Annotated in this window: 21 protein-coding genes, 2 tRNA genes and 1 riboswitch; of the genes, 18 read left to right on the forward strand and 5 right to left on the reverse strand. The window is 43.1% G+C overall.

Annotation, left to right across the window (positions count from 1 at the left end; genetic code table 11):
* Positions 1-116: 116 nt before the first annotated feature.
* The 5 genes from BLS65_RS03170 (at position 117) to BLS65_RS03190 (ending at position 4,808) form a co-directional block, all read left to right on the forward strand.
* The gene (locus BLS65_RS03170; RefSeq protein ID WP_170829985.1) at positions 117-1,058 is read left to right on the forward strand and encodes a UDP-glucuronic acid decarboxylase family protein; all 942 of its coding nucleotides are present in this window, start codon (positions 117-119) and stop codon (positions 1,056-1,058) included.
* 69 nt (positions 1,059-1,127) lie between these two features.
* Positions 1,128-1,685: a dTDP-4-dehydrorhamnose 3,5-epimerase gene (rfbC, locus tag BLS65_RS03175; RefSeq protein ID WP_092435755.1), complete on the forward strand. Its 558-nt coding sequence runs from the start codon at positions 1,128-1,130 to the stop codon at positions 1,683-1,685.
* Between the two features lie 77 nt (positions 1,686-1,762).
* Complete coding sequence (gene rfbD, locus BLS65_RS03180; RefSeq protein ID WP_092435758.1) at positions 1,763-2,635, forward strand: dTDP-4-dehydrorhamnose reductase; 873 nt, start codon at positions 1,763-1,765, stop codon at positions 2,633-2,635.
* Positions 2,636-2,637: 2 nt separating this feature from the next.
* Positions 2,638-4,377, forward strand: a complete 1,740-nt coding sequence (locus tag BLS65_RS03185) for a phospho-sugar mutase (RefSeq protein ID WP_092435761.1) — start codon at positions 2,638-2,640, stop codon at positions 4,375-4,377.
* Between the two features lie 14 nt (positions 4,378-4,391).
* The gene (locus tag BLS65_RS03190) at positions 4,392-4,808 is read left to right on the forward strand and encodes a secondary thiamine-phosphate synthase enzyme YjbQ (RefSeq protein ID WP_092435764.1); all 417 of its coding nucleotides are present in this window, start codon (positions 4,392-4,394) and stop codon (positions 4,806-4,808) included.
* 91 nt (positions 4,809-4,899) lie between these two features.
* On the opposite strand, the gene BLS65_RS03195 is transcribed toward BLS65_RS03190, so the two are convergent.
* Both BLS65_RS03195 and BLS65_RS03200 read right to left on the reverse strand, forming a co-directional pair.
* Complete coding sequence (locus BLS65_RS03195; RefSeq protein ID WP_092435767.1) at positions 4,900-7,551, reverse strand: C10 family peptidase; 2,652 nt, start codon at positions 7,549-7,551, stop codon at positions 4,900-4,902.
* Between the two features lie 157 nt (positions 7,552-7,708).
* Complete coding sequence (locus tag BLS65_RS03200; RefSeq protein WP_092435770.1) at positions 7,709-9,118, reverse strand: ATP-dependent DNA helicase; 1,410 nt, start codon at positions 9,116-9,118, stop codon at positions 7,709-7,711.
* Positions 9,119-9,204: 86 nt separating this feature from the next.
* On the opposite strand from BLS65_RS03200, the gene BLS65_RS03205 reads away from it, so the two are divergent.
* The 9 genes from BLS65_RS03205 to BLS65_RS03245 all read left to right on the forward strand — a co-directional run bounded on the left by BLS65_RS03205 (position 9,205) and on the right by BLS65_RS03245 (position 16,712).
* Positions 9,205-9,807 (forward strand): hypothetical protein, encoded by a 603-nt coding sequence (locus BLS65_RS03205; protein WP_092435773.1) that lies wholly within the window; start codon positions 9,205-9,207, stop codon positions 9,805-9,807.
* Between the two features lie 13 nt (positions 9,808-9,820).
* A complete protein-coding gene (locus BLS65_RS03210; RefSeq protein WP_092435776.1) occupies positions 9,821-10,666 on the forward strand; it encodes a DUF3822 family protein in 846 nt (281 codons plus the stop codon).
* Positions 10,657-11,190 (forward strand): RsmD family RNA methyltransferase, encoded by a 534-nt coding sequence (locus BLS65_RS03215; RefSeq protein ID WP_092435779.1) that lies wholly within the window; start codon positions 10,657-10,659, stop codon positions 11,188-11,190. Before BLS65_RS03210 ends, BLS65_RS03215 begins: the two co-directional genes overlap by 10 nt.
* Positions 11,191-11,306: 116 nt before the next feature.
* Positions 11,307-11,380, forward strand: a tRNA-Asp gene (locus tag BLS65_RS03220).
* Between the two features lie 34 nt (positions 11,381-11,414).
* A tRNA-Asp gene (locus tag BLS65_RS03225) sits at positions 11,415-11,488 on the forward strand.
* Positions 11,489-11,878: 390 nt separating this feature from the next.
* On the forward strand, positions 11,879-13,321 hold the full coding sequence (locus BLS65_RS03230; protein ID WP_092435782.1) for a TolC family protein: 1,443 nt from the start codon (positions 11,879-11,881) through the stop codon (positions 13,319-13,321).
* Positions 13,311-14,309: an HlyD family secretion protein gene (locus tag BLS65_RS03235; RefSeq protein ID WP_092435785.1), complete on the forward strand. Its 999-nt coding sequence runs from the start codon at positions 13,311-13,313 to the stop codon at positions 14,307-14,309. Before BLS65_RS03230 ends, BLS65_RS03235 begins: the two co-directional genes overlap by 11 nt.
* A gap of 4 nt (positions 14,310-14,313) precedes the next feature.
* Complete coding sequence (locus BLS65_RS03240) at positions 14,314-15,486, forward strand: ABC transporter permease (protein WP_092435788.1); 1,173 nt, start codon at positions 14,314-14,316, stop codon at positions 15,484-15,486.
* An 8-nt stretch (positions 15,487-15,494) separates the two neighbouring features.
* Positions 15,495-16,712 (forward strand): ABC transporter permease, encoded by a 1,218-nt coding sequence (locus BLS65_RS03245; protein WP_125869752.1) that lies wholly within the window; start codon positions 15,495-15,497, stop codon positions 16,710-16,712.
* Positions 16,713-16,770: 58 nt separating this feature from the next.
* On the opposite strand, the gene BLS65_RS03250 is transcribed toward BLS65_RS03245, so the two are convergent.
* Positions 16,771-17,331 carry a hypothetical protein gene (locus tag BLS65_RS03250; RefSeq protein ID WP_125869753.1) on the reverse strand — a complete coding sequence of 187 codons (561 nt, stop codon included), beginning with the start codon at positions 17,329-17,331 and terminating at the stop codon, positions 16,771-16,773.
* Between the two features lie 454 nt (positions 17,332-17,785).
* Here BLS65_RS03250 and BLS65_RS03255 point away from each other — a divergent pair, with 454 nt between their 5' ends.
* Entirely contained in the window at positions 17,786-19,672 is a 1,887-nt protein-coding gene (locus tag BLS65_RS03255; protein WP_170829986.1) for a methyl-accepting chemotaxis protein, read from the forward strand.
* A gap of 144 nt (positions 19,673-19,816) precedes the next feature.
* Positions 19,817-19,954, forward strand: a riboswitch (FMN riboswitch).
* A gap of 83 nt (positions 19,955-20,037) precedes the next feature.
* Positions 20,038-20,682 (forward strand): 3,4-dihydroxy-2-butanone-4-phosphate synthase, encoded by a 645-nt coding sequence (gene ribB, locus BLS65_RS03260; protein ID WP_092435801.1) that lies wholly within the window; start codon positions 20,038-20,040, stop codon positions 20,680-20,682.
* 286 nt (positions 20,683-20,968) lie between these two features.
* On the opposite strand, the gene BLS65_RS03265 is transcribed toward ribB, so the two are convergent.
* Positions 20,969-21,241, reverse strand: a complete 273-nt coding sequence (locus BLS65_RS03265; RefSeq protein ID WP_092435805.1) for a hypothetical protein — start codon at positions 21,239-21,241, stop codon at positions 20,969-20,971.
* Between the two features lie 536 nt (positions 21,242-21,777).
* Between BLS65_RS03265 and BLS65_RS03270 the strand changes: the two genes are divergently transcribed.
* A complete protein-coding gene (locus BLS65_RS03270; protein WP_092435808.1) occupies positions 21,778-22,680 on the forward strand; it encodes a DUF4349 domain-containing protein in 903 nt (300 codons plus the stop codon).
* Between the two features lie 36 nt (positions 22,681-22,716).
* Here the strand turns inward: BLS65_RS03270 and BLS65_RS03275 are convergent, their stop codons facing one another.
* Entirely contained in the window at positions 22,717-23,457 is a 741-nt protein-coding gene (locus tag BLS65_RS03275) for an SIR2 family NAD-dependent protein deacylase (protein WP_092435812.1), read from the reverse strand.
* A 531-nt stretch (positions 23,458-23,988) separates the two neighbouring features.
* Between BLS65_RS03275 and BLS65_RS03280 the strand changes: the two genes are divergently transcribed.
* A partial coding sequence (locus BLS65_RS03280) for a leucine-rich repeat protein (protein WP_170829987.1) occupies positions 23,989-25,892 on the forward strand: 1,904 nt, incomplete at its 3' end.

Raw genomic sequence — 25,892 nt, forward strand, 5'->3', positions numbered from 1 at the left:
GACCGGAATAATAATTGTATTGTGTATTGGATTAAAAGCGTAGCTATATGTATCTTGTAAAAGAAAAGACAAAGAGCATAGTTACCTTATTTGAATTATTATAGAACTTATTGAGGATGAAGAGAATTTTAGTTACCGGAGGCGCTGGATTTATTGGTTCACACCTTTGCGAGCGGTTGCTCAATGAAGACAACGAAGTGATTTGCTTGGACAACTTTTTCACAGGCTCTAAGCAAAACATTATCCATCTGTTAGACAACCCCTACTTTGAGTTAGTTCGGCACGATATTACCACCCCTTATGTGGTAGAGGTAGATGAGATCTACAACCTTGCCTGCCCTGCCTCTCCGGTTCACTACCAGTACAACGCCATCAAAACCGTTAAGACTTCGGTGATGGGTGCCATCAATGTTCTTGGCCTCGCAAAGAGGTTGCGCGCAAAAGTTTTACAGGCATCTACGAGCGAAGTGTATGGCGATCCAAATGTTCACCCTCAGAAGGAAGACTACTGGGGGAATGTAAATCCAATTGGACCACGATCATGCTACGATGAAGGTAAGCGCTGCGCAGAGACTCTGTTCATGAATTACAACCTACAGAATGATGTAAAAATAAAAATCATCCGAATATTCAACACCTATGGACCAAGGATGCATCCCAATGATGGCAGAGTGGTATCAAACTTTATTGTGCAGGCCTTAAATGGTCAAGACATTACCATCTATGGAGAAGGAAAGCAAACACGGAGTTTCCAATACGTCGATGATTTACTTGAGGGAATGATTCGAATGATGGCCACCAAGGATAGTTTTACCGGGCCGGTTAATATTGGTAACCCGGTGGAGTTTTCCATGCTCGAGTTAGCCGAAATGGTTCTTAAACTCACCCACTCAAAATCAAAGTTAACGTTTAAGCCACTTCCTCAAGACGATCCGACCCAACGACGCCCCGATATTACCCTAGCAAAGAATGAGTTGGATGGATGGGAGCCAAAAATTCCATTGGAGGAAGGTCTCGAGAAAACTATCTTCTACTTTAAAAATCTGCTGAACAAGTAGTAATAGTAGTAGTATAAATACGAAACAACCAATATTTAAGCACTTCGGCTTAAGCAACAACTGGAGAAAATGGAAATTACTAAAACGGGCATTTCAGACCTACTGATTATTACTCCTAAGGTATTTGAAGATTCCAGAGGCTATTTTTTTGAATCCTACAACTCCGATGCGTTTGAGCATGCTGGAGTAGACCATATTTGGGTTCAAGACAACCAATCTAAATCGGAATACGGAGTAATACGTGGGTTGCACTACCAGTTGGCACCTTTTTCACAATCGAAATTGGTGCGGGTTATTTCCGGAAATATTCTCGATGTGGCCGTCGATATTAGAAAAGGGAGTCCGACATTTGGTCAACATTTTTCGGTTGAACTTTCGGACAAAAACAGAAAACAACTCCTTGTTCCTAAGGGATTTGCACACGGGTTCTCCGTTTTGAGCGACCATGCCATTGTGCTCTACAAATGCGACACACTCTACAACCATCAGGCAGAAAGAGGGATTATGTATAACGACCCAAAACTTGCTATCGATTGGCAAATCCCTTTGGATAAAACTTTAGTTTCGGCGAAGGATAAGGTACATCCAACCTTTATGAATGCCGAGTTGAACTTTGTTTTTTCCTAGGAATAGAGACCTTTTCTTCCCGACATCTTACATTAGTGTGAAATTAAAATACGAGAAATAGAACAAACTCATTCAATATGAAGATACTAGTAACTGGTGGTAATGGTCAACTTGGTACAGAACTAAGAAATCTTGCAGGACTTTACCCTGAATTGGAATTCATATTTACCGATATACAGGAACTTGATATTACAAATCAGGATCAGGTTGAACCTTACCTCAAGGATATCAAACCAAACTGGATTCTCAATTGTGCTGCATACACCGCGGTAGATAAAGCCGAATTGGAACGTGCGATAGCGATGAAGGTGAACTGCGATGCACCTACACTTCTTGCAACCCTAGGCCGAGAGTTGGGTATAGGAATGATGCATGTTTCTACCGATTATGTTTTTGATGGAACAAACCACCTTCCCTACAAAGAGTTTGACCAAGTAAACCCCCAAAGCGCATACGGAGAAAGCAAGCTAAAGGGTGAAGTGGAAGTTTTAAGAAACAGAGGTATTGTAATCCGAACCTCGTGGCTCTATTCCGCATACGGCAACAACTTTGTAAAAACAATGCTCCGATTAGGCAAAGAAAAAGAGAGCATCGGGGTTATTTTCGACCAGATTGGAACCCCCACTTGGGCCCACGACTTAGCGAAGGCAATGATTTCGATGGTTATAAAAATCGGCATAAAAACCGATTCATACTCGGGTATATACCACTTTTCGAATGAGGGTGTTTGCAGCTGGTATGACTTCTCTCGAAAAATAATGCAACTCTCGGGCAGTCCATGCCAAGTAAACCCAATCGAAACAGCCGATTATCCCCTACCGGCTCCACGACCAGCCTACAGTGTTCTGAACAAGAAAAAAATCAAGGAGACCTTCAAAATAGAGATACCACACTGGGAGCAAAGTTTGATAAAATGCCTTAACTTGCTACTGAAAGATAAAAAGATATAGCCATGGAAAATAGCCTACAAAATTTGGTAAACGAAAGAGCCAACCTTTGGCTTTCGGACTCATTTGACAAGGAAACCCGCAATCAGGTTAAGTTTTTGATGGAAAATGATGCCAAAGAGTTAATGGAATCGTTTTACACGCAGCTGGAATTTGGCACAGGTGGGTTGCGCGGTATTATGGGTGTTGGCACCAACCGAATGAACATATACACCCTCGGTATGGCCACCCAAGGTCTATCTAACTACCTGAAGAAACAGTTTAGCCATTTACCAGAGATTCGAGTGGCAATAGCACACGATACACGCATAAATAGCAGGCTATTTGCCGAAACTACCGCCAAAATATTTTCGGCAAATGGATTTAGTGTTTACCTCTTTGAAGGTCCGCGTCCAACACCGGAGTTGAGCTATGCAATTCGCAAGTTGGATTGTCAAAGCGGCATTGTTATTACAGCGTCGCACAATCCAAAGGAGTATAATGGATATAAAGTATACTGGGAAGATGGCGGCCAAATTATTGCGCCACACGATACCAATATAATTAAAGAGGTAAATAGCATTACCTCCATTGATCAGATTAAATTTCAAGGAAAGTTGGAGAATATACGGTCGCTCGACTCAAAATTCGACGACATCTATATCGGTTCGCTTAAGGAGCTTTCGATCAATCCGGCAATTATTGCCAGCCAGAGCGACCTTAAGATTGTTTACACCCCCATTCACGGAACCGGAAAAGATTTGGTTCCAAAAACGCTTGCTGAATTTGGATTTCGCAATGTAAATCGAGTAAGTGAACAGGATTTCTTCGATGGAAATTTTCCAACGGTAATCTCTCCTAATCCTGAGGAACCGGCAGCGCTAGCATTAGCACTAAAAAAAGCGGATGAAATAGGTGCCGATATCGTGTTGGCAACCGATCCCGATGCCGATCGCGTTGGTCTTGCAATTAGGGATAATCATGGGAAAATGATCCTGTTAAATGGGAACCAAACAGCCTCCCTCCTTTTCTACTACATTCTATCCCAAACAAAAGGAAAAGGCAAACTCACTGGCAAGGAATTCACAGTAAAAACTATTGTAACAACAGACTTGCTTTCGACCATCTCCAACCACTTTGGTGTGGAATGTATTGAAGTATTAACTGGATTCAAATATATTGCCAACATTATTAAGGAAAATGAGGGCAAAAAGAAGTTTATCGTTGGGGGCGAAGAGAGCTATGGATACTTAGTTGGCGATATGGTACGCGATAAAGATGCCGTAATAGCTTGCGCCTTGATTTCAGAAACGGCTGCATGGGCCAAGAGTAAAGGTATTACCCTATATGATCTCCTTCTGAAAATATATAGCGAGTTTGGACTGTATCGTGAAAAGTTAGTATCCATTACCAAGAAGGGAAAGGAAGGAAAGGAGGAGATTGCCTCGATGATGAAACGGTTTAGACAGGCACCTCCCGAAACCATTGATGGAAGCAACGTTATGCTTATCCACGATTACGAAAAGCAGAGCACCTACGATTTAATTTCCCAATTGCGATACTCAATTGCCCTACCCAAGTCGGATGTCTTGCAATTAATCGTCCAAGATGGGACTAAGATATCAATCCGTCCCTCCGGAACAGAACCCAAGATTAAACTCTACTTTGGGGTTAAAGGAAACCTCTCCTCCATCGCTGATTTTGAGATGGAGTGGAACAAATTGGATCAGAAGGTTGAGAGAATAATAAAAGAGTTGAATCTTTAATAGCTAGTCCATCGATGAAGAGTTATAGAAAAGAACTCTGGTTTGAAACAAAAACCAGGCGTGAGTTCATTAACATAACGCCTACTCTTGAGCAATGCTTGGAAGAGAGTGGTATTCAGGAAGGATTATTCCTGTGTAATGCCATGCACATAACCTCAAGCATTTTCATCAATGATGACGAAAGCGGGCTCCATCACGACATGGAGATTTGGTTGGAAAAATTGGCGCCGGAAAAACCACATACCCAATATAAGCACAACGGCTTCGAAGATAATGCCGATGCTCACCTTAAGCGATCGGTCATGGGCCGAGAAGTAGTAATTGCCATTACAGAGGGGCGGTTCGATTTTGGACCGTGGGAGCAAGTATTCTATGCCGAATTTGATGGTAAACGAAAAAAACGAGTGCTGGTTAAGATTATTGGAGAATAGTATTTCAGAGTTCTCCATTGAGATTTTACACAAAAAAGCAAAGGGTTGATTCAGTGAATCAACCCTTTGCCTTTTTATACTATGTCAGAAGTTATTCAATAATACTGATGCGTTGAGTGGACAATATCCGACCCTCCTTTACCACGGAAACTAGGTAAATTCCAGTTTTCAAACCATAAATATTAAGAGAATAAGGGCTCGTCACTTCGCTTGGAACAATCTCCCGAACCTTCGATCCAACCATATTGTAAATAATAATACTACTTGGGTGTTCCTCACCATTAGAAAAGGCGACATACACCGATCCGCTAGCCGGATTAGGATAAATACGCATCTTATCAGCAACCGCAATAATTGGTTCTACATCAGTAGTAACTAACCATTTATAATTCCATTTGTAAATTCCACCAATAGTTGAACTTTTAGTAAAACTACCAGCCCATCCAGTTTCTCTATCAAGAAATTCGACTTCGGTATATTGAACTTTTCCAGTATCAATATTATTGAAGGTTGCACAATCATTTAATGAGAATGATGAGCCTGAAATAGGCCCAGAACTCACATCAACCCAAGTTGCATCAGTTCCCTTAAGGAAGGCGAAATGCGACGCTTTTACGAAAAAACCCGTTGGAGCCAAAGAGGACCAACTAGATCCGCCATCCATAGTTTTTTTAATGGTGTATGGAGCAGCACTAAGAATCGCAAAACCTGTACTGGCATCCTTAAAGGATAACGCAGCAATATTTGTAAGTCCTGTAGAAACAACAGTCCAATTCAACCCTTTATCTATGGATTTAAAAACCCGCCCTTTATTAGAACTGAACCAAATGGTATTACCAACCGCATAATACATGTTGGTGACGCCAGCTTCTCCAGATACGATATTTGGGATATTAGCATCTGGTAATGCAAGCCAATTATTTCCACCATCGCTGGTGGTATAGATTGCAAAATCTGTCGTTGCAGGATCTCCCATTGCGACACCATCATTATTATTGAAGAAGTGAACAAAGTTAGCCCAGCTACCATCAAAGGTGGCAGAACTTTGCTCAGTCCAGGTTATACCTCCATCAATAGTTTTAACGATCTTGCCACCAGAAGACTCACCCGGATTCATACATGCATAGCAAACCAAATCGGATAAGGGAAATATATTGGAAAGACCATAACTTTCAACTCCAGAAAAACTTACAACCCCTGGTGTCCAAGTTATCCCACCGTCAGTAGTTCGAGTAAACTCCCGAACATTAGCATTATCTCCTGTTCCATCATAGGCCTTTGCCCATACAATAAGTGGTGAAACTATCTTGATTTGATCAATCCCTCTCGATTCAGCTGTGAAACCAGTATTTTGCCTTATCCAAGCATCGGATGATCCACCTACCAAAATATACTTCGACATAGTTTTTATATCGTTACCAGAAGCGTTAGTAACTTTCAATGAAACAAGATACGATCCAGCGATTGCATAGGTAATATTCTGAGGATTTTGATCGGTTGAGGTTGCAGGACTTCCTCCTTCAAAAGTCCAAGTCCAAGTAGTAGGATTCAGTGTTGATTTGTCCGTAAAACTAACAGAACCACCAACTTCAGGATAAACTGCACTGGCAGTAAAGTTTGCAATGGGGGCGTTTGATGCAGGCTTAATTCGAACAACAACCTCATTACCTTGATTGAAGGTTGATCCTACTGGATTGAGGCTTCCAATTGCAAAAAAACCATTTCCATACCCCGACCAACCCCAATTGAAGTGAAATTTATCGGTTGCATCATAACCATCACAAACAAAAGCATGGCCAGCCACACCGTCATCACCTGCATAGTACATTGGTCGAGCAGCGTCCAATTCGGATTTTAACAAACTAATCCAACCACTGGCGGAAAAATCGCTCATCTCCTTCATCTCTGCAGTAGGAGAATAACCAAATAGACTAATTAGAGCATTAGGAACCCTACTCGATTGAGCTCCAGATCCATCCACTGCATAATTCATATCGACTGAGACACCACAATGATACATCAATTTGGCCACCTCCGCATTGGGGCTTGTTACATTCGATGGCATTGCATTCCAATTATAGGTTGATGCCCCGTAATCAACTGACTGAATACCATAGGTGGGGTGCGTGTAGGAATGGGTACTAATACCCGTGGCTGGATATTTATTGTATTTCATTATTTGAGCCATGGCAGTAGCAACACAACCAGTATAAACGCGGCCATCATTATCAGCAGGGGCACTTGCATCGGACGGACACGCTGCATTATAGAATTGGCCTTGATCCCAAGTAGTGGTACACAACGCAGCCACACTACTTCTGTTTGGGGAAAAACGATTGGCTTCAATCCGTGTCCACTCCTTTTTAGTAATACTATTATCTAATCGTGAATTAACAATGTTGTTGATTTGAACTTTATAGCCGTCAAACCAACTCTTCGCATTTTCTGGAAGCCGATTTAAATCGAATTTACTCTCAAAAGAGTATCCCAACACGGGAATTACAGCATCATCGGCAGCAACAATAACGAACCCTGTTGGCTCAAAATTGAAAACATAAAACAGGGCAACACCTCCATCTTTAACCACTTCAACATTGAAATCAGAAGAGAACGCTCGACTTGATTGATGAGTTAAGTAGCTAAATGCTATTTTTTTTGCAGAATCTACAGAAACTGGAGCAGCATGAATTATGGCGCTAATAAGAAAAAGCAGCGCGGTGCTTAGTAAAAACTTTCTTTTCATTTGTTAGATGGTCTAGGGGGTGGGTGTTTATTTGGGTTAAGTTAAAAATCACAGAAGGATACTGAATTTGACATTCAGATAAGTAAAGGGATGCAAAGTAATACTTTTCATCAAAAAAGTAAGTAGACATTCAAAGAAAACGTAATCCAGTCGGCTTCTAAAAAAACTTTTTATCAAAATTCACCAGATATAATCTTGTTGATGCTCTGGTTACTGCAGTGTATAACCACCGAATAAAATCGATGCTAAGCATCTCTTGGGTAAAATAGCCATGATCGACAAATACTACTGGCCACTGACCGCCCTGTGCTTTGTGACACGTAATGGCATAGGCAAACTTTATTTGCAGCGCATTATAGTATGGATCATTTTTAACCGCAAGCCATCTCTCCTTTTTAAGTAACAGATGCGCATAATCCTCGGCTACGCCAGTATATAGCATCTTGCTCTGCTCAAAGGTGAGGGATGCCGATTCGGAACTCAGGGTATCTAGCACTATTTTCACATCCAAAGAGAGATCACCGTAATCAGGAAAGCGCAAAGAAACGTTTGCAAATCGAAAACCATAACGATCTTCATACTTTCGAATTCTTTCAACAATGGCAGTATCACCGTTCGCAATAAAACTTAACTCATCCACCTCCGATGTCCAAAAATAGTTGTTCTTTACGATCATAATGGCATCGCCAACGGACAACTCCTCTTCACGAAAAAGGATTTTTTGCCTTATACCATTGTTATATATGTTGGCGCGCTTATTCGATTTAGTAACCACCACTACTTGATCGCCACCATATTCATAGAATGCATTTTCGAGCAATTCCAGCAACTCCATACCATTAATTGGAATTACATCCTGAAAACCGTCAAAGAGTAAAGTGGGCAACTGCAACTCCTGCTGTTGGAGAATAGACCGAATCAACGTTGCATTTTTAAGAATACCGGAATCACCAACCTGCCGAACAACTTCCGTTAATTGAACACTGTAAATCTTCCCATAGATACGCATAACCTCCAGATCAAGCGCAGGGCTGTGGGTAAGCCCAACCGGGGGAAGTTGAGCATCATCACCTATAAGAATAAGCTTACAATTTTTCCCACTCCGAACGTATTCCACCAAGTCCCGGAGTAAATTTCCGGTTCCAAAAACAGATTGATCAGGAATTGTGTTGGAAATCATAGACGCCTCATCTACAAAAAAAATGGTATTACTGAGTGGGTTTCGATCAAGAAGAAACATACTTTGCACATCAGCGGCAACCTTTTGGCGATATATCTGCTTATGTATGGTAAATGCCGTTTTATTCGAATAGTGCGCAAAAACTTTGGCCGCCCGTCCGGTTGGTGCCAACAGAACAACCTTTTGTTTGTATCCTTCCAATACCTTAACCACCGACCCAATTGCAGATGTTTTCCCGGTTCCAGCATATCCATTGGCCAGAAAAATATCCGAATCTTGGTTCTCGACAATAAATTCAGCGACTTTTTCGAACAGGAAGAGCTGTCCATCGGTCGGTATGTAGCCCAATGCTTCAACAAATTGGTTCGAAAGATGCTTTTTTAACATAAAGTAGAAGAAATCGGATAAGAAAAATCGGACAGAATTTAATTTTTTTTACATTTGCACGCAAACATAACCTAATTCTAATATAAATGAAAAGAGCTATTCAAATCATTCTGCTTTTGCTTATAGTATTTCTCGGATATCGTTTAGTTGTTAGTATTAACGAACCCGTGAAATTTAAAACTGAAATGGATAAGCGTTATAACAAAACGGTTTCGCGTCTGAAAGATATTAGAACTGCTCAGGTAGCATTCAAATCTAAATATGAGCGCTACACCGGAAACTTCGACTCCTTGATTAACTTCATTAACAAAGATTCGTTCGTTGTTATTAAGCAAATAGGATCAGAGGAAGATTCAGTTGCCGTTGCAAAAAAAATGATTTCCCGCGAAAAGATCAAAATCAGCGTAAAAGACTCTCTTTTCCGCAACCAAAATGCAGATTCGCTCCGTTTTGTTCCTTTTACTGGAGGCAGAAATCAATTCGAACTCGCAGCAGGTGTCCTTGAAACTGGATCGAAGGTGAAAATTAAGGTGTTTGAATGCAAAGTACCATTCGATATTCTCCTAAAGGGTCTCGATCGTCAATTGATTGTAAACATCAACGAAGAGAAAAAAGCACTAGACAAGTATCCTGGAATTATGGTAGGTTCTCTCACAGAGGCAACCAATAATGCAGGAAACTGGGAATAGTACCTATTAAATTATGGATAATATAGAGAAAGTTGACGAAACTTACGACCTTAATTCCATAAACGCATATTGTCTATCCATCCGGATCAGTCCGGATGGATTTTCATTTTGCATAGCAGACAAGCAGCAAGAGAAAATTGTAGCTTTTAAGCAATTGCAGTATGCAAATAGGCCAATTGGCTCGGAAGAACTCGCCGAAGCGGTATACCAACTTATAATTAAGGAAGAACATCTTCCAAAGGAACCGGCCAAAGTGAACGTAATTTACGTTACACCAAATTTCACGTTGGTACCAACCTCGCTATTATTACCGGAGAAAGCGAAAGAAATTCTATCATTGACACATGCTGTTGATGACTTGGATGAGATTCACTTTAGCCAAACAAACATTGAAGATTCTACCTTGGTATTTAGTATACCGAGTGCTATAGTCTCAAAGATAAAGAGTATTTACCCCGCAGCAAGGTTAATGCCGCAGGTAACACCATTCTTAAGCCGGCTTCAGCAAGATCACCGCGATCATGCCTGCTTTGTGGGTGTTCACATTAACGAAAGTTTTTTTGATCTTTCCATATTTAGTAATGGGAAATTGCTTCTTCTAAATGCCTATACGTACGAGTCGCCCAGCGATGTGCTATACCATATTGCAAATGCGCTCAACGCCTTTCAGCATTCAGAGGTTATGATTTCGTTGGCCGGGGCCACCGAAGAAAGGTTGGCAATTATACCCGCACTAAAGAAATTTTACTCCAACACTATCAACGATCCTTATATAGGAGATTTCACACTTTCCTACAAAATAGAGGATCGGATACAAGCTCAATTTGCAAATCTATTTTACAGCGCCACATGCGAATAATCGCCGGAAGTTTTAGAGGCAAACAAATTGCGCCACCCAAAAACTTCAATGCCCGTCCGACAACAGATGTGGCAAAAGAGGGGTTGTTTAATATATTGACGAACTACTTCTCCTTTGAAGAGGTTAAAGTTCTGGACCTATTCAGCGGCTCGGGTAGCATAAGTTACGAATTTGCCTCTAGAGGGTGCCTAGATGTCGATTTGGTAGAGATGAACCCAATACACTATGCTTTTATTGCAAAAACAATCAAAGACCTAGGTTTTAATCAAATACACCCAGTAAAGCATAATGCATTCCAGTTTTTGAAATTTTGCAAGAAAAAGTATGACTTAATTTTTGCCGATCCGCCCTACGATATTGACGGGATTGACCAGATACCAACCCTTACCTTTGAAAATGATCTACTGGCAGATGGCGGATGGCTTATAGTAGAACACTCTGGTTCCTTTGACTTTAGCGGTATGCCGAATTATAGGGAATCTAGGCTCTACGGAAAAGTTCACTTTTCCATATTCGAAAAGTAAGTTTTTTTTTATTATTTGCCCCCTAGGTATTGCAAAAATAAAAAGAGTAACTATCTTTGCATCGCTAAACAGGAAAGGCTTTACAAGAGTTTTCTCGCAGCAAAGTTAAAATTATTGGTTCGGTAGTTCAGTTGGTTAGAATGCCGCCCTGTCACGGCGGAGGTCGCGGGTTCGAGTCCCGTCCGGACCGCAGAAATGCGGTAAGCAAAGTTCTTAAAATTATTGGTTCGGTAGTTCAGTTGGTTAGAATGCCGCCCTGTCACGGCGGAGGTCGCGGGTTCGAGTCCCGTCCGGACCGCAAAAGCCTTCCTATTTTAGGAAGGCTTTTTGCTTTTATACTAGGCAGTTCAGATTACCACGACCCGATCCCGTTCTGACAATACAACCCAGACTCCCTCCTCCAGCACAAACTCACAACGAAACCTTACGATCCCCATCTCGTTAAACGAAACACATTACCAGTATTTCTTTTAGCCTATGTACATTACCACATCAGCTATTCTGCTCTATCTCAAAAAAAATATATACATATTTTGTCATTCTTATCAAAATACATATTAATTTTGCACGTCGAAAAAAACGTTTCGATGACAATTTTTCACTCATATAATTCGTGATAAACTGTCATTTACATCACTCGAAACGAATCGTTTTACCAAGAAAAAGTGATCACAAACATATATCTGGAATGAAAAAAAAACAAGGGTGGATGACGAAATCTGGATTGCTTCTTATCCCAATGCTGGCGGTTTTTAGCCTTTCGGCGCAGGAAGTAACACCGTCTGATACTACAAGACTGACATTTGGTGAGGCGCTCCGGCAGATGCAGTCCGGAAACCAGTTGATCTGGGCCGCCAACGAAGAGGTTAAGGAAAAACAATACGACAAAAAGGCAACGCAGGGACTCTTTATGCCTAAAATCCAACTCATCGGCGCGTATACCATACTTGATGATGATGTAAGCCTTGATTTAACAGGATTAAAGACAGGGATCAGCGATTTTGCGGCAGCTCTCCCTCCCACCCTGAAGCCATACATTGGCGCCCTTGCAACAAAAGTGCCTGACAGCTACACGCTTCAGGAGCAAAAGTTTGGGATACTTTCGGTTGGTGCTGCTATGCCACTTTATGCTGGAGGAAAAATCAGAACTGCAAATAAAGCTGCCTCGGTAAGAGTAAAGGAAGCCGAGGAAAAGTTAACCGAACAATCGGCAAGCTTAATTACAGAATTAACAACCCGATACTATGGGTTACGCCTGGCTGAGGATGTAATTACGGTTCGAAAGGAAGTTTTAACGGGAATGGAAAGCCATGTAAAACAGGCCGAAAGTTTGACCAAAAACGGAATGATCGCTTCAGCAGAGAAACTGCATGCCGAAGTATATCGGGCAGAAGCCTTCCGCGCACTGCAAGGATCGGTTCGCGATGCCGACATTGTAAGATCAGCATTAGCAAGCACCCTTGGGGGACCAATAATTGTATATCCAACCTCTGGACTATTCTATACCACCAACATTGAAAGCGCAGACTTCTTTCGTCAACAAGCACTTGCAAATAATCCGAAATTACGCCAGGTGGCCGTGAACAAAGAGCTAATCGACCTGAAAATAAAAGGGGAAAAGGAAAACTACCTTCCCACCATCGCGTTGATGGGAAGCAAAGAACTATATAGCAATGGCATGAATAGTTTAGTTCCCGACTGGTTTGTTGGTGTTGGTTTAAACTACACCCTCTTCGACGGATTGGCTAGAACCAGAAAAGTTCAAGCAGCTAGAAGTCTTGGAAAAAGAGTTGATAATATAGAAGAGAAGGCAAAAACCGATATTCAGGTTCAAGTAAGCAGCCTGTATAGCCAACTCATGAAAACCCAAGAGCAGCTGGAGTCCATTGAGACAAGTTTAGCGTTTGCAAACGAGTATTTAAGGGTTAGAGAAAAATCCTTTTCTGCCGGTTTTGCAACTTCCCTCGATGTGGTGGATGCTCAGTTGAACCTTGCTAAGGTGAAAATAGAACGATTAAACCTAATTTACAACTACGACATTACTCTGGCCCAGCTCCTTGAAGCAAGCGGTCAAAGTCAGCAAATTGAAAAATATCAAACTAACGCAATTCAGGAGCGCTATGAAAAATAGAAGAAATTTCTTTGTTATTTCGGGTATCGTTATCGGTTTAGTATTACTAACCATTGCCGGTTGGGTGTTGCTAAAGCCGATCCCATTAACCATACAGGGTGAAGTTGAGGCAAAAGAGGTAAAGGTGGCATCTAAACTACCGGGACGGATTGCAGCGATTCTAGTAAAAGAAGGAGCTACCGTAAAAAAAGGTGATACCTTAATCCTTCTCGATAGTCCGGAAATTAGAGCCAAAATGGCACAAGCACAAGCCGCTCAACGTGCAGCAGGCGCTCAGCGCGACAAGGCCAACAGCGGTGCCCGCAGCCAAGATGTTGAAGCCGCCTTCAACATGTGGCAAAAAGCCAAAGCAGGATCGGACTTAGCCGACAAAACCTATCAACGCGTTAAAAATCTCTACAACGACGGTGTTGTGCCGCTTCAAAAGTTAGATGAAGCTGAAGCCAATATGAAGGCATTCAAAACAACCGAAACAGCAGCCAAGGCCCAGTATAACATGGCCGAAGAGGGCGCTCGTAAGGAAGATAAAAATGCAGCCAGTGCCATTTGGGATCAAGCTTCCGGCGTAGTGCTAGAGGTGGGTAGCTACCTTGCCGAAACAGTTATAAAAGCACCTGCCGACGGTGAGGTTATTACTATCATCTCCGAGAACGGTGAATTGGTAAGTACCGGTTTTCCCATTATCACCTTGGTCGACCTTTCGGATATATGGGTGACCTTTAACCTTCGCGAAGACCTGATTGCGAAGATCAAAATGGGCGATGAATTTAAGGCTTCATTCCCTGCACTGGGCAACAAGGAAATAACCCTTAAGATAAACTACATGAAGGTGCTCGGAGACTTTGCTACATGGCATTCAACGAAAACATCGGGCGACTTTGACCAAAAAACATTTGAGGTTAGGGCTATCCCAACCGAAAAAACGGAAGGGCTACGACCCGGTATGAGCGCCCTTGTAAACTGGGATAGCTTATCAGCTAAGAACTAAAAATATGATAGGGAACACCATTCTACGGGTAGCCCGACGCGAGGTAAGAAGGATGTTATCGAATAAGATATACATCATTATTACGCTGCTGCTACCACTTTTTACCTTTTACCTTTTCGCCTCGCTATTTAATGAAGGCGTTGCAAGAAAGTTACCCGTAGTTCTTGTGGATCAGGACCATTCGCAACTTTCGCGCAAGCTGGTTCGAAACATTACAGCAACCCCATCGGTAGCTATTATTAAAGAAGTTGAGAGCCTAAACCAAGCCAAATCGCTAATTGAAGCGTGGGAATGCTACGCAGTAGTCTATATTCCGCCTCAATTCGAGAAAAACACCTATCGGGGCGATGCTCCTGGGGTGGTTCTATACTACAACAACATCAATCTGGCGGCGGGCAGCTCTATTTCGAAAGAAATTCGAATGGCAGTAGGAACTCTTAGCGCACAAATAAAAGTAGTGGGTAAAATGCAGGCAGGCGAAATGCTTCAGCAGGCAAAAGAATCATCGGGTCCGGTTACACTCGACACCCATGTGCTTTATAATCCATTTGTGAGCTACGAGTACTTCATTACCACCTCCATGCTGCCGATAATGCTCCAGATGTTTGTTCTCCTGATGACAATTTATGCCATTGGTGTTGAGCTTAAGGAGCATACAGCCGGGGAATGGTTGGACATGGCCGGAGGTAAAGCGTGGGTGGCAATTACTGGAAAACTCCTCCCCTACACCATCCTTTTTGGGGCCGTGGCCATTTTTATGAACATGCTTATTTTTCGGTATTTTCAGACGCCACTCAAAGGCGGAACATTTACGATATTTATAGCAACACTCCTCTTTGTAGTGGCTTATCAGGCTGTTGGGATACTATTCATAAGCCTTCGGGCCAATATGCGCGAATCCTTGAGCTTTGGAATGGCATACTCCTCATTAGCATTTTCGCTTTGCGGCCTAGCCTTTCCAATCATGGCTATGCCGTTGGCCGTACGATTTTTCGCCTATATGTTTCCCTTTACTCACTACCTAAGGATATTCATTGATCAGGGAGTGAAAGGAATCCCCCTTTACTATTCCACCTCCAGCTTAGTGGCACTCATCCTTTTTATTGCGATTCCTTCATTGGCAATTTTCAGGCTAAAAAAAGCGATGAAGAATGAGGAAATGTGGGGAAAACACTAATCAATCGTATGAAAAGATTTCATAAAATATATAAGGGTTTCGACCATCTGGCATTCTTTTACCGAGAAGAATTCAAGAATATTTTCTCGGATGCCGGTGTTCTGCTCATCTTTGTCGGAGCCGTATTAATCTATCCGGTTCTATATGGCTATGTTTACGCCAAGGAGGTAGTTAAAGAGGTTCCTGTAGCGTTGGTCGATCAGAGCAAAACATCGGAAAGCCGACTGCTTGCGCGAATGGTAGACGCATCCGAATTTATTAGGCTAGCCGAAAAACCGAACAGCCTTGCCGAGGCCGAAAATCTTTTCTATCAGGGAAAAGTGCATGGAGTAATCGTTATTCCCTCGGAATTTTCGAAGGATATCCTAAGCGGGAGACAGACCCGTGTTTCGGTATACTGCGATGCGGCATACTTTCTATACTACAAGCAGGTATTTAAGGGAGCATCATTCGCTGTGGGCACCTATAGCGCAGGCGTGGAGATAAAGAAATTGATGGCAAAGGGAGTGCCAGTAGACCAAGCCATGAACAAACGAGAGCCGATTCCGGTTATTACCAATGCACTCTACAACCCCTCCGAAGGATATGCGAGTTACGTTATGCTTGGAGTGCTTGCCCTTGTTCTTCAGCAAACATTACTCATAGGAATTGGAATGCTGGGGGGCACTACACGTGAACGGAAACGCTTTCACTTCTTAATACCGGTGGGCAACAAAAAGGGGGGATCTATTCCTATCGTTCTTGGGAAAGCGGCGGCATACCTCACTATTTACATTGCCAATGCCATATATGCGTTAGGGATAATGCCCAAGGTGTTTAACTACGCACATAGGGCCGACATATTCAGCATGATCCTTTTCCTGCTCCCATTTCTACTATCTATCATCTTTTTAGCCATGGCACTTTCCTCACTATACAAGAATAGAGAGCACTCCATGTTGATACTCGTATTTACCTCCATTCCCTTTATCTTTTTCACCGGAATTTCGTGGCCATACGAAGCCCTACCCATATGGATAAAGGCCATTGCGCAATTTATCCCAAGCACACCGGGAGTTAGAGGAATTTTAAAACTCAACTTAATGGGGGCTCCTTTTTCGAGCGTGTTAAAGGACTGGATTCATCTCTGGATACTAACAATAGGCTACTTTACCTTTGCCTGCTTCATGACCAAGCGCTTTATAAAGCGACGACAGCTTGAAATGGATAATACAACAGAAGAGTAAGCAAAAAAAAGAAGACTAAACCCCACAAGTTTAGTCTTCTCTTTTTGGGAAAGCATATTTATTTCCAGGATACAGAGAATACAGTTTCCGAAGCTCCCTTGGTAAGGGATTTGGGTATCTCTACTTTTATGCCAGTACATCCCGATATTTCAAGTGCTCGCTCCATCCAACCTCCAATTCGATGCTCAATAACCGGATGCGAAAGCGGCATTTTCTTTATTATTACCTCAACAGATTTGCTCTTGAAATTTGTAGCCACAAGTTCTGAAGGCTGATAGTAAGCGGCAAAAACACGACTTGCTCGCTCAATAATATGGCCTGGCGTAGCAAACTTAACATACAGCTTATAAACACCAGTCAATGCCACTTCAGCGCTATACCGCCCACATGCCCAAGCTCCCTTCTCTGTGTCTTGAAAAAACAGTTCTCCAATACGAGCTGTTGGAAAAATTGCGGCTTCGCGCATGGGATACCACTCTGATACATTTACCCCATCCTTTATCAGATTAAAACTGGCTAATGGCAAACTACTAAGCCACTCATTGTAACGAGCGGGGTATTGTTTGCGAACAAAATCGCTAATTGACTTTACGGCAGTTCCTTTAATTTGCATGGTCATAACGGGGATTCTTTGGTTGGTTGTTGAGGCTTATTGGTGTATTTATCATATAGATTACGACTCCGAAACAAAAACAAATTATGGAAAATTGGTGACAATTGCAACTTTTTTCCCATTCATTTCTATTCGCATGAATCAACCGTTTTAGTGTAAGCATATATGAAGGATGTGGAAATATTAAAACCAACTTTAAATAATCACGAAAATTGTTGTATTTATGCAGGGGCATCATGAAGAATGGCGCTAAAACTTTAGCAAAGAAAGTAGAAAACAAAAAGAGTTCTAATCACTAAAAGAGCCAAGCCAACCTCCAATCGAACGCTACCTTATGATTCGAGGCACAGTTAAAACTAGAATAACCACAGAATAAATGCAAACTTGTTTAAACACTAAAAACAAAAGCCACACATCAACGTATGAGTTTAGACAACTTAGTAAAAAAAACTCTCCCTATATGAAGATTTCTAACATGAAGCTACGGACCAAGATGTTTGTTCTCCTAATCGGAGTTTCTACTCTGATTTATGTTTCCGTTTTTAGTTACCTAATCGTATCTATGAAGAACGAAACCATCAGAGAGGCAAAAGAGTTGGTAAGCAAAGCAATTATTGAGAGTGGCAAAAGCGTTCAAGATCAGTTAAACAACGACCTAATGGTTACCCAAACATTAGCTAACTCATTTGATCGCTTTTTAGAACTTCCAGTAGCGCAGCGTGAATCCATCCATAGCAAAATGATTTACGACGTACTGGTTAAGACACCAAAGTTCAACGCGCTGTGGTTAAACTATGATCTGGCAGATTACAGCCCTAACTCAAAAGTAATTGGTCGTGTTCGATTCAACTACTATAGAGATGGAAACAACATTCTATTTAAACACGACACAGCCAGCATTACAAACCTGTCGGCAAATAGCCTCTGGAATTTAAGAGATGGTAGTCGAACATCGGTGCTGGAGCCCTATTTCTACGCGTATAGAAAAGGTATGGATAAGCGCGTGATGATGACGAGCATAGTTAGCCCTATAGTTTATAAAAATAAGTTTGTAGGAACGGTTGGCTGCGATATTATTCTTGATGAGCTACAACAGCGAATTCAAAACCTAAAGCTATTCAACAACAGCTACGCCTACCTCGTTTCCAACGAAGGAGTATATGTATCGCATCCAGATACCTCTGTTTTAGCAAAAAAGTTTTCGGAGATAAACGCTATTGAAGATAAACAATACGATATATCTGGCAAAATCAAGCGTGGTGAATCATTCAACTTTACCGCAGGCCATACCGATACCGGGAAAGAGGTAATGGTGTATATGGTTCCTATTGAGGTGAAAAATTCGGGAACACCTTGGAGCTTGGGCGTGATCGTTCATATTGAAGATATACTTAAAACCTCCAATGCAGCCATTGGATGGATCATTGTTATTGGAATAATAGGCTTGTTACTTATGGCAATTATTACCGCAACCTTTGCCAACCAAATTGCCACACGTATTGATAAAGGTGTAGGGTTTGCGCGCAAGATAAGCGAAGGAAACCTGAACATAAAGATTGAAGATAATAGCCATGATGAGATTGGTAATTTGGCTCAATCGCTTACCGCTATGGCAGGTCGATTGCTGGAGTTGATAAGCAGAATAAAGGAAGCAACCGACGATATTACCATTGCAGGAACATCGATGAGCAATAGCTCGGAAAAACTAAATTCGGGTGCAGCAAGCATTATAGACTCCACCGCAAAGGTTAACGATGCCGTATCAACCGTTTCGGGCTCCATTGAGGTAAGCAATCGCTCGGCTCAAAGGGCAAGGGAGATATCGCTTCAGGCCGTGAAGTCGATAGATAAGGGCAGCTTAATTTCAGAGAAAGCAACCAAAGCAATGGAGCAAGTTGCCGAGAAAATTCAAATTGTAAACGACATAGCATTCCAAACCAACCTACTTGCGCTTAATGCAGCGGTGGAAGCCGCACGCGCCGGTGAACATGGAAAGGGATTTGCAGTGGTGGCAGCCGAAGTGCGTAGGCTCGCAGAACGCTCCAAAGAAGCAGCGAGCGAAATTGTTCAACTCTCGAAGCTGAGCATGGTTACTATAAATGAAGTAAGGGAAGTAATGCAGATATTGGTCCCCGAGATAAGCAAAACGGCCGAACTGATTTCGGAAATTGCCGAAAAAAATAACCAGCAGATGGACGAAGTAAACAGCATACGCCAAACCATTGCACGACTGGACAGCATTAGCCACGAAAATAGCCAATCGGCCGAAGAGGTTGCCACCTCATCGGAGCGGATGAAGGAGCTATCGGCGAACCTTCAGGATTCAGTTGAGTTTTTCAATACATAGAATAGCTGAATTTTCAAGGTAACAAGGGAGGTCGAAGTTGATCTCCCTTGTTGCATTTTACACAGGGCAATTCGCTTCATGCTCAACAACAGCCCCAAATGCAACACTCCAAGCCCTCAATTTGCTATATTTGCCTTCATAAATGGCCGACTTCAGGGCGAGGTGCAACTCCTCACCGGCGGTAATTCCCACAAGGAAAGCCCGCGAGCGTTGAATTATCCTCAACGCAGATTTGGTGCAACTCCAAAGCCGACGGTATAGTCCGGATGAAAGAAGTAAAGCCGCAGCAAACTGCTAGCCCATTGTGGGGCCATGCCTTGCTGCAATTACATTGCCCTGAATACGCACAATCTAAACTAGGGCAAATGAGCAATCTACTAAACACATTCGGCAACACATTTCAAGAGCGAGTTTCGCGCGCAATTCAAGACCTAGCCTCCGGCAAAGGAGTATTGTTGGTGGACGACGAAAACCGCGAAAACGAGGGCGATATAATTTTTGCAGCCGAGAATTTAACGGTTTCCGGCATGGCCATGATGATTCGCGAGTGCAGCGGAATTGTATGCCTTTGTATAACTGAAGAGCGAGCCAAACAGCTAGAGCTCCCCCCAATGGTAGCTAATAACAACAGCCAATTCCAAACCGCGTTTACCACAACTATTGAAGCCGCTGTGGGTGTTACCACCGGCGTATCGGCCACCGATAGGCTTACCACCATTCGGGCCGCCATTGCCCACAACGCCAAACCCGCCGATCTCGCGCGCCCCGGCCATGTGTTCCCGCTGGTTGCCCGCACCGAGGGCGTATTTGCCCGCCGTGGCCACACCGAGGGCAGCGTTGACCTTGCCGTTCTTGCCGGATTCCAACCCTTCGCGGTGCTGTGCGAGCTTACCAACGAGGATGGATCCATGGCTAAGCTACCCACAATCGTAGAGTTTGCACAGAAACACGACATGTGCGTGCTATCTATTGAAGATATTTACCAGTATAGGGTAAAAAGTGAAAGGTGAAAAGTGAAAGGTGAAAAGACGGATAGGTGTGGATTTGCAAGTAAAAGGCATTGAGCGCGGTTCCATTACATAATTTTAGAAAACAGAAGCGCGGTCAATTTGGCTGCGCTTTTTAATGCAGGGGTGAAAGGTAAAAGTGAAAAGTGAAAAGTGAAAGGTGAAAGGTGAAAAGACGGAAGACGGAAGACGGAAGTCAGAAGACCGAAGACCGAAGTTGGCGCGGCGCTGCAGGCTGGCGCAGCTGTTCTCGGAACAAGTTTCACTCCATGCAGGCTGCATGAACTTTTCACGGTAGAGTTTTTACTCCCTGCATGCTTGCATAACTCTTCCCTCTAGATGTTTTTGCTGCTGCACCCTTGCGCAACTGTTCTCGGAACAAGTTTGACTCCCTGCATGCTTGCGCAGCTGTTCTCGGAACAAGTTTTACTCCATGCAGGCTGCATGAACTTTTCACGGTAGAAGTTTTGCTCCCTGCATGCTTGCGCAACTCTTCCTTCTGGATGTTTTTGCTGCTGCACCCTTGCGCAACTGTTCTCGGAACAAGTTTGACTCCCTGCATGCTTGCGCAGCTGTTCTCGGAACAAGTTTTACTCCATGCAGGCTGCATGAACTTTTCACGGTAGAGTTTTTACTCCCTGCATGCTTGCGCAACTCTTCCCTCTAGATGTTTTTGCTGCTGCAGGCTGCATGAACTTTTCACGGTAGAGTTTTTACTCCCTTCATGCTTGCGCAACTCTTCCCTCTGGATGTTTTTGCTGCTGCAGGCTTGCGCAACTCTTCTCGGAACAAGTTTTACTCCCTGCATGCTTGCGCAGCAGCGCACCCAGCAGACCGAAGCTAACATAAAAGGGTTAGGCCAGAGGCCTAAAATATCAATAGCCCCGGGTTCACCAGCTTTCAGGCTGGTCACCCGGGGTAAATCCAACCAAACGAGTGGCGGCGCGAACCACACTCCTACAATGCGTGTAGCCCTATTGCGCCGCCCTGATCTATCACTCCCCAAATGCGCCTCTATCTCTATTCTATCATATAATTTAAACCTAACCCCTGAATTGTAGAAGAAATGGTTACTTTTATTCCACTAATTCTACAACTATGAACTACCGCACTTTATCAACCCTGTTAGTATTTTCCCTATTAATTCTAGCATCGTGCAGCTCGAATCAAAGAAGCTACGAACCCACTGTGGAAATGGATGTCGACTCTACTGATACTGCTTCGGCACAAGAGTTAAAACTCAACACCAAAACACCCGAAGGCCGTAAGTTTATCCGCACTGCCGATGTAAGGTTTGAGGTGAAGAACGTAATGAGCGCAACCGAGCAAATTGAAGATATTGCTACCAACTACGGTGGATTTATCACCTACTCCAACCTCGAAAATAGCCAGGAGAACAGCGAATCGACCAAGATTAGCCGCGACTCCATACTCGTTACACGCCAAGTGGTGGTTCAAAACAGCATGGTGCTGCGCGTGCCCAACGAAAGGCTGGACAGCTTGGTTCGACAGTTCAACAAGCTAATAACCTACCTCGATTACCGCATTATTAAGATGGACGACGTTACGCTACAGTTTGTAGCCAACCGGATGAAATCGCAGCGCCTAAACACCTACAACAATCGCCAAGCAGCCCACATAGACAATCGTGGCAAGAAGTTGGGCGAATCCAGCAACGCCGAAGATAGAATGCTGGACAGGCAGCTCCAGTCCGATGAGGTAAGCGTGCATACGATGTCGCTGAAAGATCAGGTAAACTACTGCACCATAAACCTCACCATTTACCAAGAAGCCATTGTAATAAAATCGATACAGCCCAACTTCAATTACGTTGCCGCCAGCAAACCCAACATCCTCTCGCGCATTGGCGACGCACTTATTCAGGGATGGTGGATACTGGAAGAGATAATCGTGTTTCTGGTTAAGATTTGGGGCGTGCTGCTAGTGATGGGCGCAATAGCATTCTTGGTAATATACTTGAAAAGGAAATATAGGAAATAAGCATAAAGACGGGTGAAAGAAAAGAGGGGCGCAGCATTACGTCCCCATCACCTCTTTCACCAGCTGCGGCAGCACCTCCCCCGCCTTGCCGCCAATAAAGATATCGGTATACCGATGGGTAAAGGCTGAGGACTCTAGGTTAATCTCAATGATTTTGGCCCCATGCTGCTTAGCAATGGAGACCATGGTAGCGGCAGGGTAAACTTCTCCTGTTGTGCCAACCACCACCATCACCTGTGCATTTTCGGAGGCCTCCACCGATCCGGCGTAGGCCTGCTCGGGTATTCCCTCCTCAAAAAAGACAAAATTGGGCTTAAGGAGTGCGCCGCACTTGGTGCAGAGTGGTGGCAACACTTCGAGGCTAATCTCGCCAATACGATAATGGGCATGGCAGCGGGTGCAAACCAGCGTATGGGAGTTGCCATGGAACTCAAAGATGCGACTACTGCCGGCCTCCTGGTGAAGGTTGTCGATGTTCTGGGTAATAATGCTCTTCAAATATCCGGCGGCCTCCAGCTGCGCCAGCGCAAGGTGGGCAGCGTTGGGCTTGGCCTTGCCAAAGAAATCGTAGAATATCTCCCGGATGGCCTGCCACGACACCTCGGGATGGGCGTAAAAGTAGCTTAGCTCGAGCACCTTCGGATCGTAACGGTTCCAAATGCCCTTTTCGCCGCGAAAGGGGGGAATGCCACTTTCGGCAGAGATGCCTGCGCCAGTAAAAGCAACGGTATAGGACGATTGGCGAATGGCTTGTGCGGCTTGCTCTATTGCATTCATGGCTAACAAATATTGGTGTGTAAATCTACTAAGTAATATTTAGAAAGATTGCAGTCTACACCATCTGTGCTGCCGAAATTCTCTTCATTGGCTTTATTCCACCAGTATATAGCTATATTCAGCATATTATTAGCGGAACATAAGCTATTAAAACAACCACACTTCGAAAGCCTCTCAGCAATAGGAGGCTTTGTTATTTTTGGTTTGCATATACCAAGGAGGAGCATTGTGTCTATCAAAAAAGGTCACCCGCGAATGTGTACCACCCCGACCTGGGTCGAATGTTCCCTCCGCAATCTTCCTATAAATATGCGATGTCTCCGGAATCAGAACATTAGATTTGGAAGGTTCAATTAAGGTGAGTGTGAAAAACAAACGCCTTAAGATCGTTTGAAACAATGGCTTCCTGGGGCAAATTCAACAAAAATCAAATAAGTTGACCTCTACAAAAATAATTGTCAATATTTTTTTATTCAAACGAAAAAACTACTTTTGATACAAAATTCCATATCTCATTATTAAACAGATACTATGAAGAAATTTTTACTAACCTTATGCATTGCACTATTAACAATTATTGCCTCTGCACAGGTTTCTATAACCGTAAACGTACCTACAGCAGGTGGCTTTAGCGCTGCGCTAACGGCGGCTGGAGGAAATGCGAATACCGTTACTGATTTGACTGTAACGGGCCTTATTAATTCCAGTGATATTTTTTTCATGAGGGATAAAATGCCAGTGCTGGCCGTGCTCGATATGGGGTCGGTGCAGATTGTCGACGGCGACCTTAATCCCGTAGGATTCCCCGCTAAGGCTTTTTATTTGAAAAGTAGTTTAACCAAGATAACGTTTCCATCAACATTGATTTCTATTGGAGAATACGCATTTTTTGGTTGTACTAACCTTTCAGGGGCACTATCGATCCCTAATACGGTTACATCTATTGGAGACAATTCATTTAATGGTTGTTCAAAGTTAACCGGGAGCCTGGTAATACCCAGCGGAGTTAAAACAATTGCTGATGGAGCATTTTCAGATTGCAGCGGATTAACCGGGACATTGACCCTTCCACCCTCATTAACAGCTATAGGTAATTACACGTTTGACGGTTGCATGTTTACGGGTAATCTTATAATCCCTAATTCACTAGTTTCAATAGGTTATCGTGCATTTACGGGATGTAGTGGATTTACTGGGGCATTAACTATACCCAATTCGGTAACCTCAATTGGGGCCGAGGCCTTTGTAAATTGTTCTGGTTTTAACGGAGCGCTTACGTTAAGCAATTCGCTTACAACAATCGAGGATCGTTTATTTAATGGTTGCTCCAATTTAACTGGAGGCTTAACAATACCAAACTCAGTAACCAAGATAGGTGTGGGAGTTTTTACTTCCTGTTCCGCATTAAATGGCAACCTTATTCTATCTAGTAATGTTACCTCAATAGGTGACAACGCATTTATGTACTGTCGTGGATTACAGGGTAGTTTAAATATACCAAATTCTGTTACTTCAATCGGTTCCTACGCGTTTTGGAATTGTTTAAACCTTAAAGGCACTTTTACTTTATCGAGTAACATTATATCCATTGGTGAAGCTGCATTTGTTTCTTCGGGAATTGCGGGTAATTTAATCCTTCCTAACTCATTAACATCTATCGGAATCTCGTCTTTCCAAAGTTGTTCTAGGTTAACCGGAGATTTGATTATTCCTAATTCAATCGCTACAATACCGACCAAAGCCTTTGCATATTGTACTAATTTTAAGGGCACAATAGCCATTCCTAGTTCCATTGCTTCTATTCAGGATTTTGCATTCTCAAACTGTCAAGGCATTACCAAAATTGTAGTTGCCATAAATACCCCGCTCCCCATAGGCTCAAGTACATTCAATCAGATTAACAAAACGACTTGCCAACTGATAGTTCCTATTGGGTCGACGGCGGCATATAAAGCGGCTACATACTGGCAGGATTTCTTGAATATTGGCGAGTCAATCTTCGTTGCATTTAATTCGCAGGGTGGATCCGCAATAGCTGATTTAACCCCATCCTTTAACGCAACAATTGTCGCACCTGCCAATCCAACCCGCACTGGCTACGCCTTTGTTGCTTGGTATAAGGAGGCGGCTTGCACAACCCCTTGGAACTTTACATCCGATTTAGTTACCGCAAACACCACCCTTTACGCCAAGTGGAATATCAACAGCTATACGGTTACATTTGATTCGCAGTTGGGTAGTGTGGTAGCACCAAAAACAACAAATTACAACACAGCAATCACTGCTCCTGCCAATCCAACCCGCACTGGCTACGCCTTTGTTGCTTGGTATAAGGAGGCGGCTTGCACAAACCCTTGGAACTTTACATCCGACAAGGTAACTGCAAACACAACGCTATACGCCAAGTGGAATATCAACAGCTATACGGTTACATT

This window comes from Williamwhitmania taraxaci (assembly GCF_900096565.1).
Lineage (GTDB): Bacteria > Bacteroidota > Bacteroidia > Bacteroidales > Williamwhitmaniaceae > Williamwhitmania > Williamwhitmania taraxaci.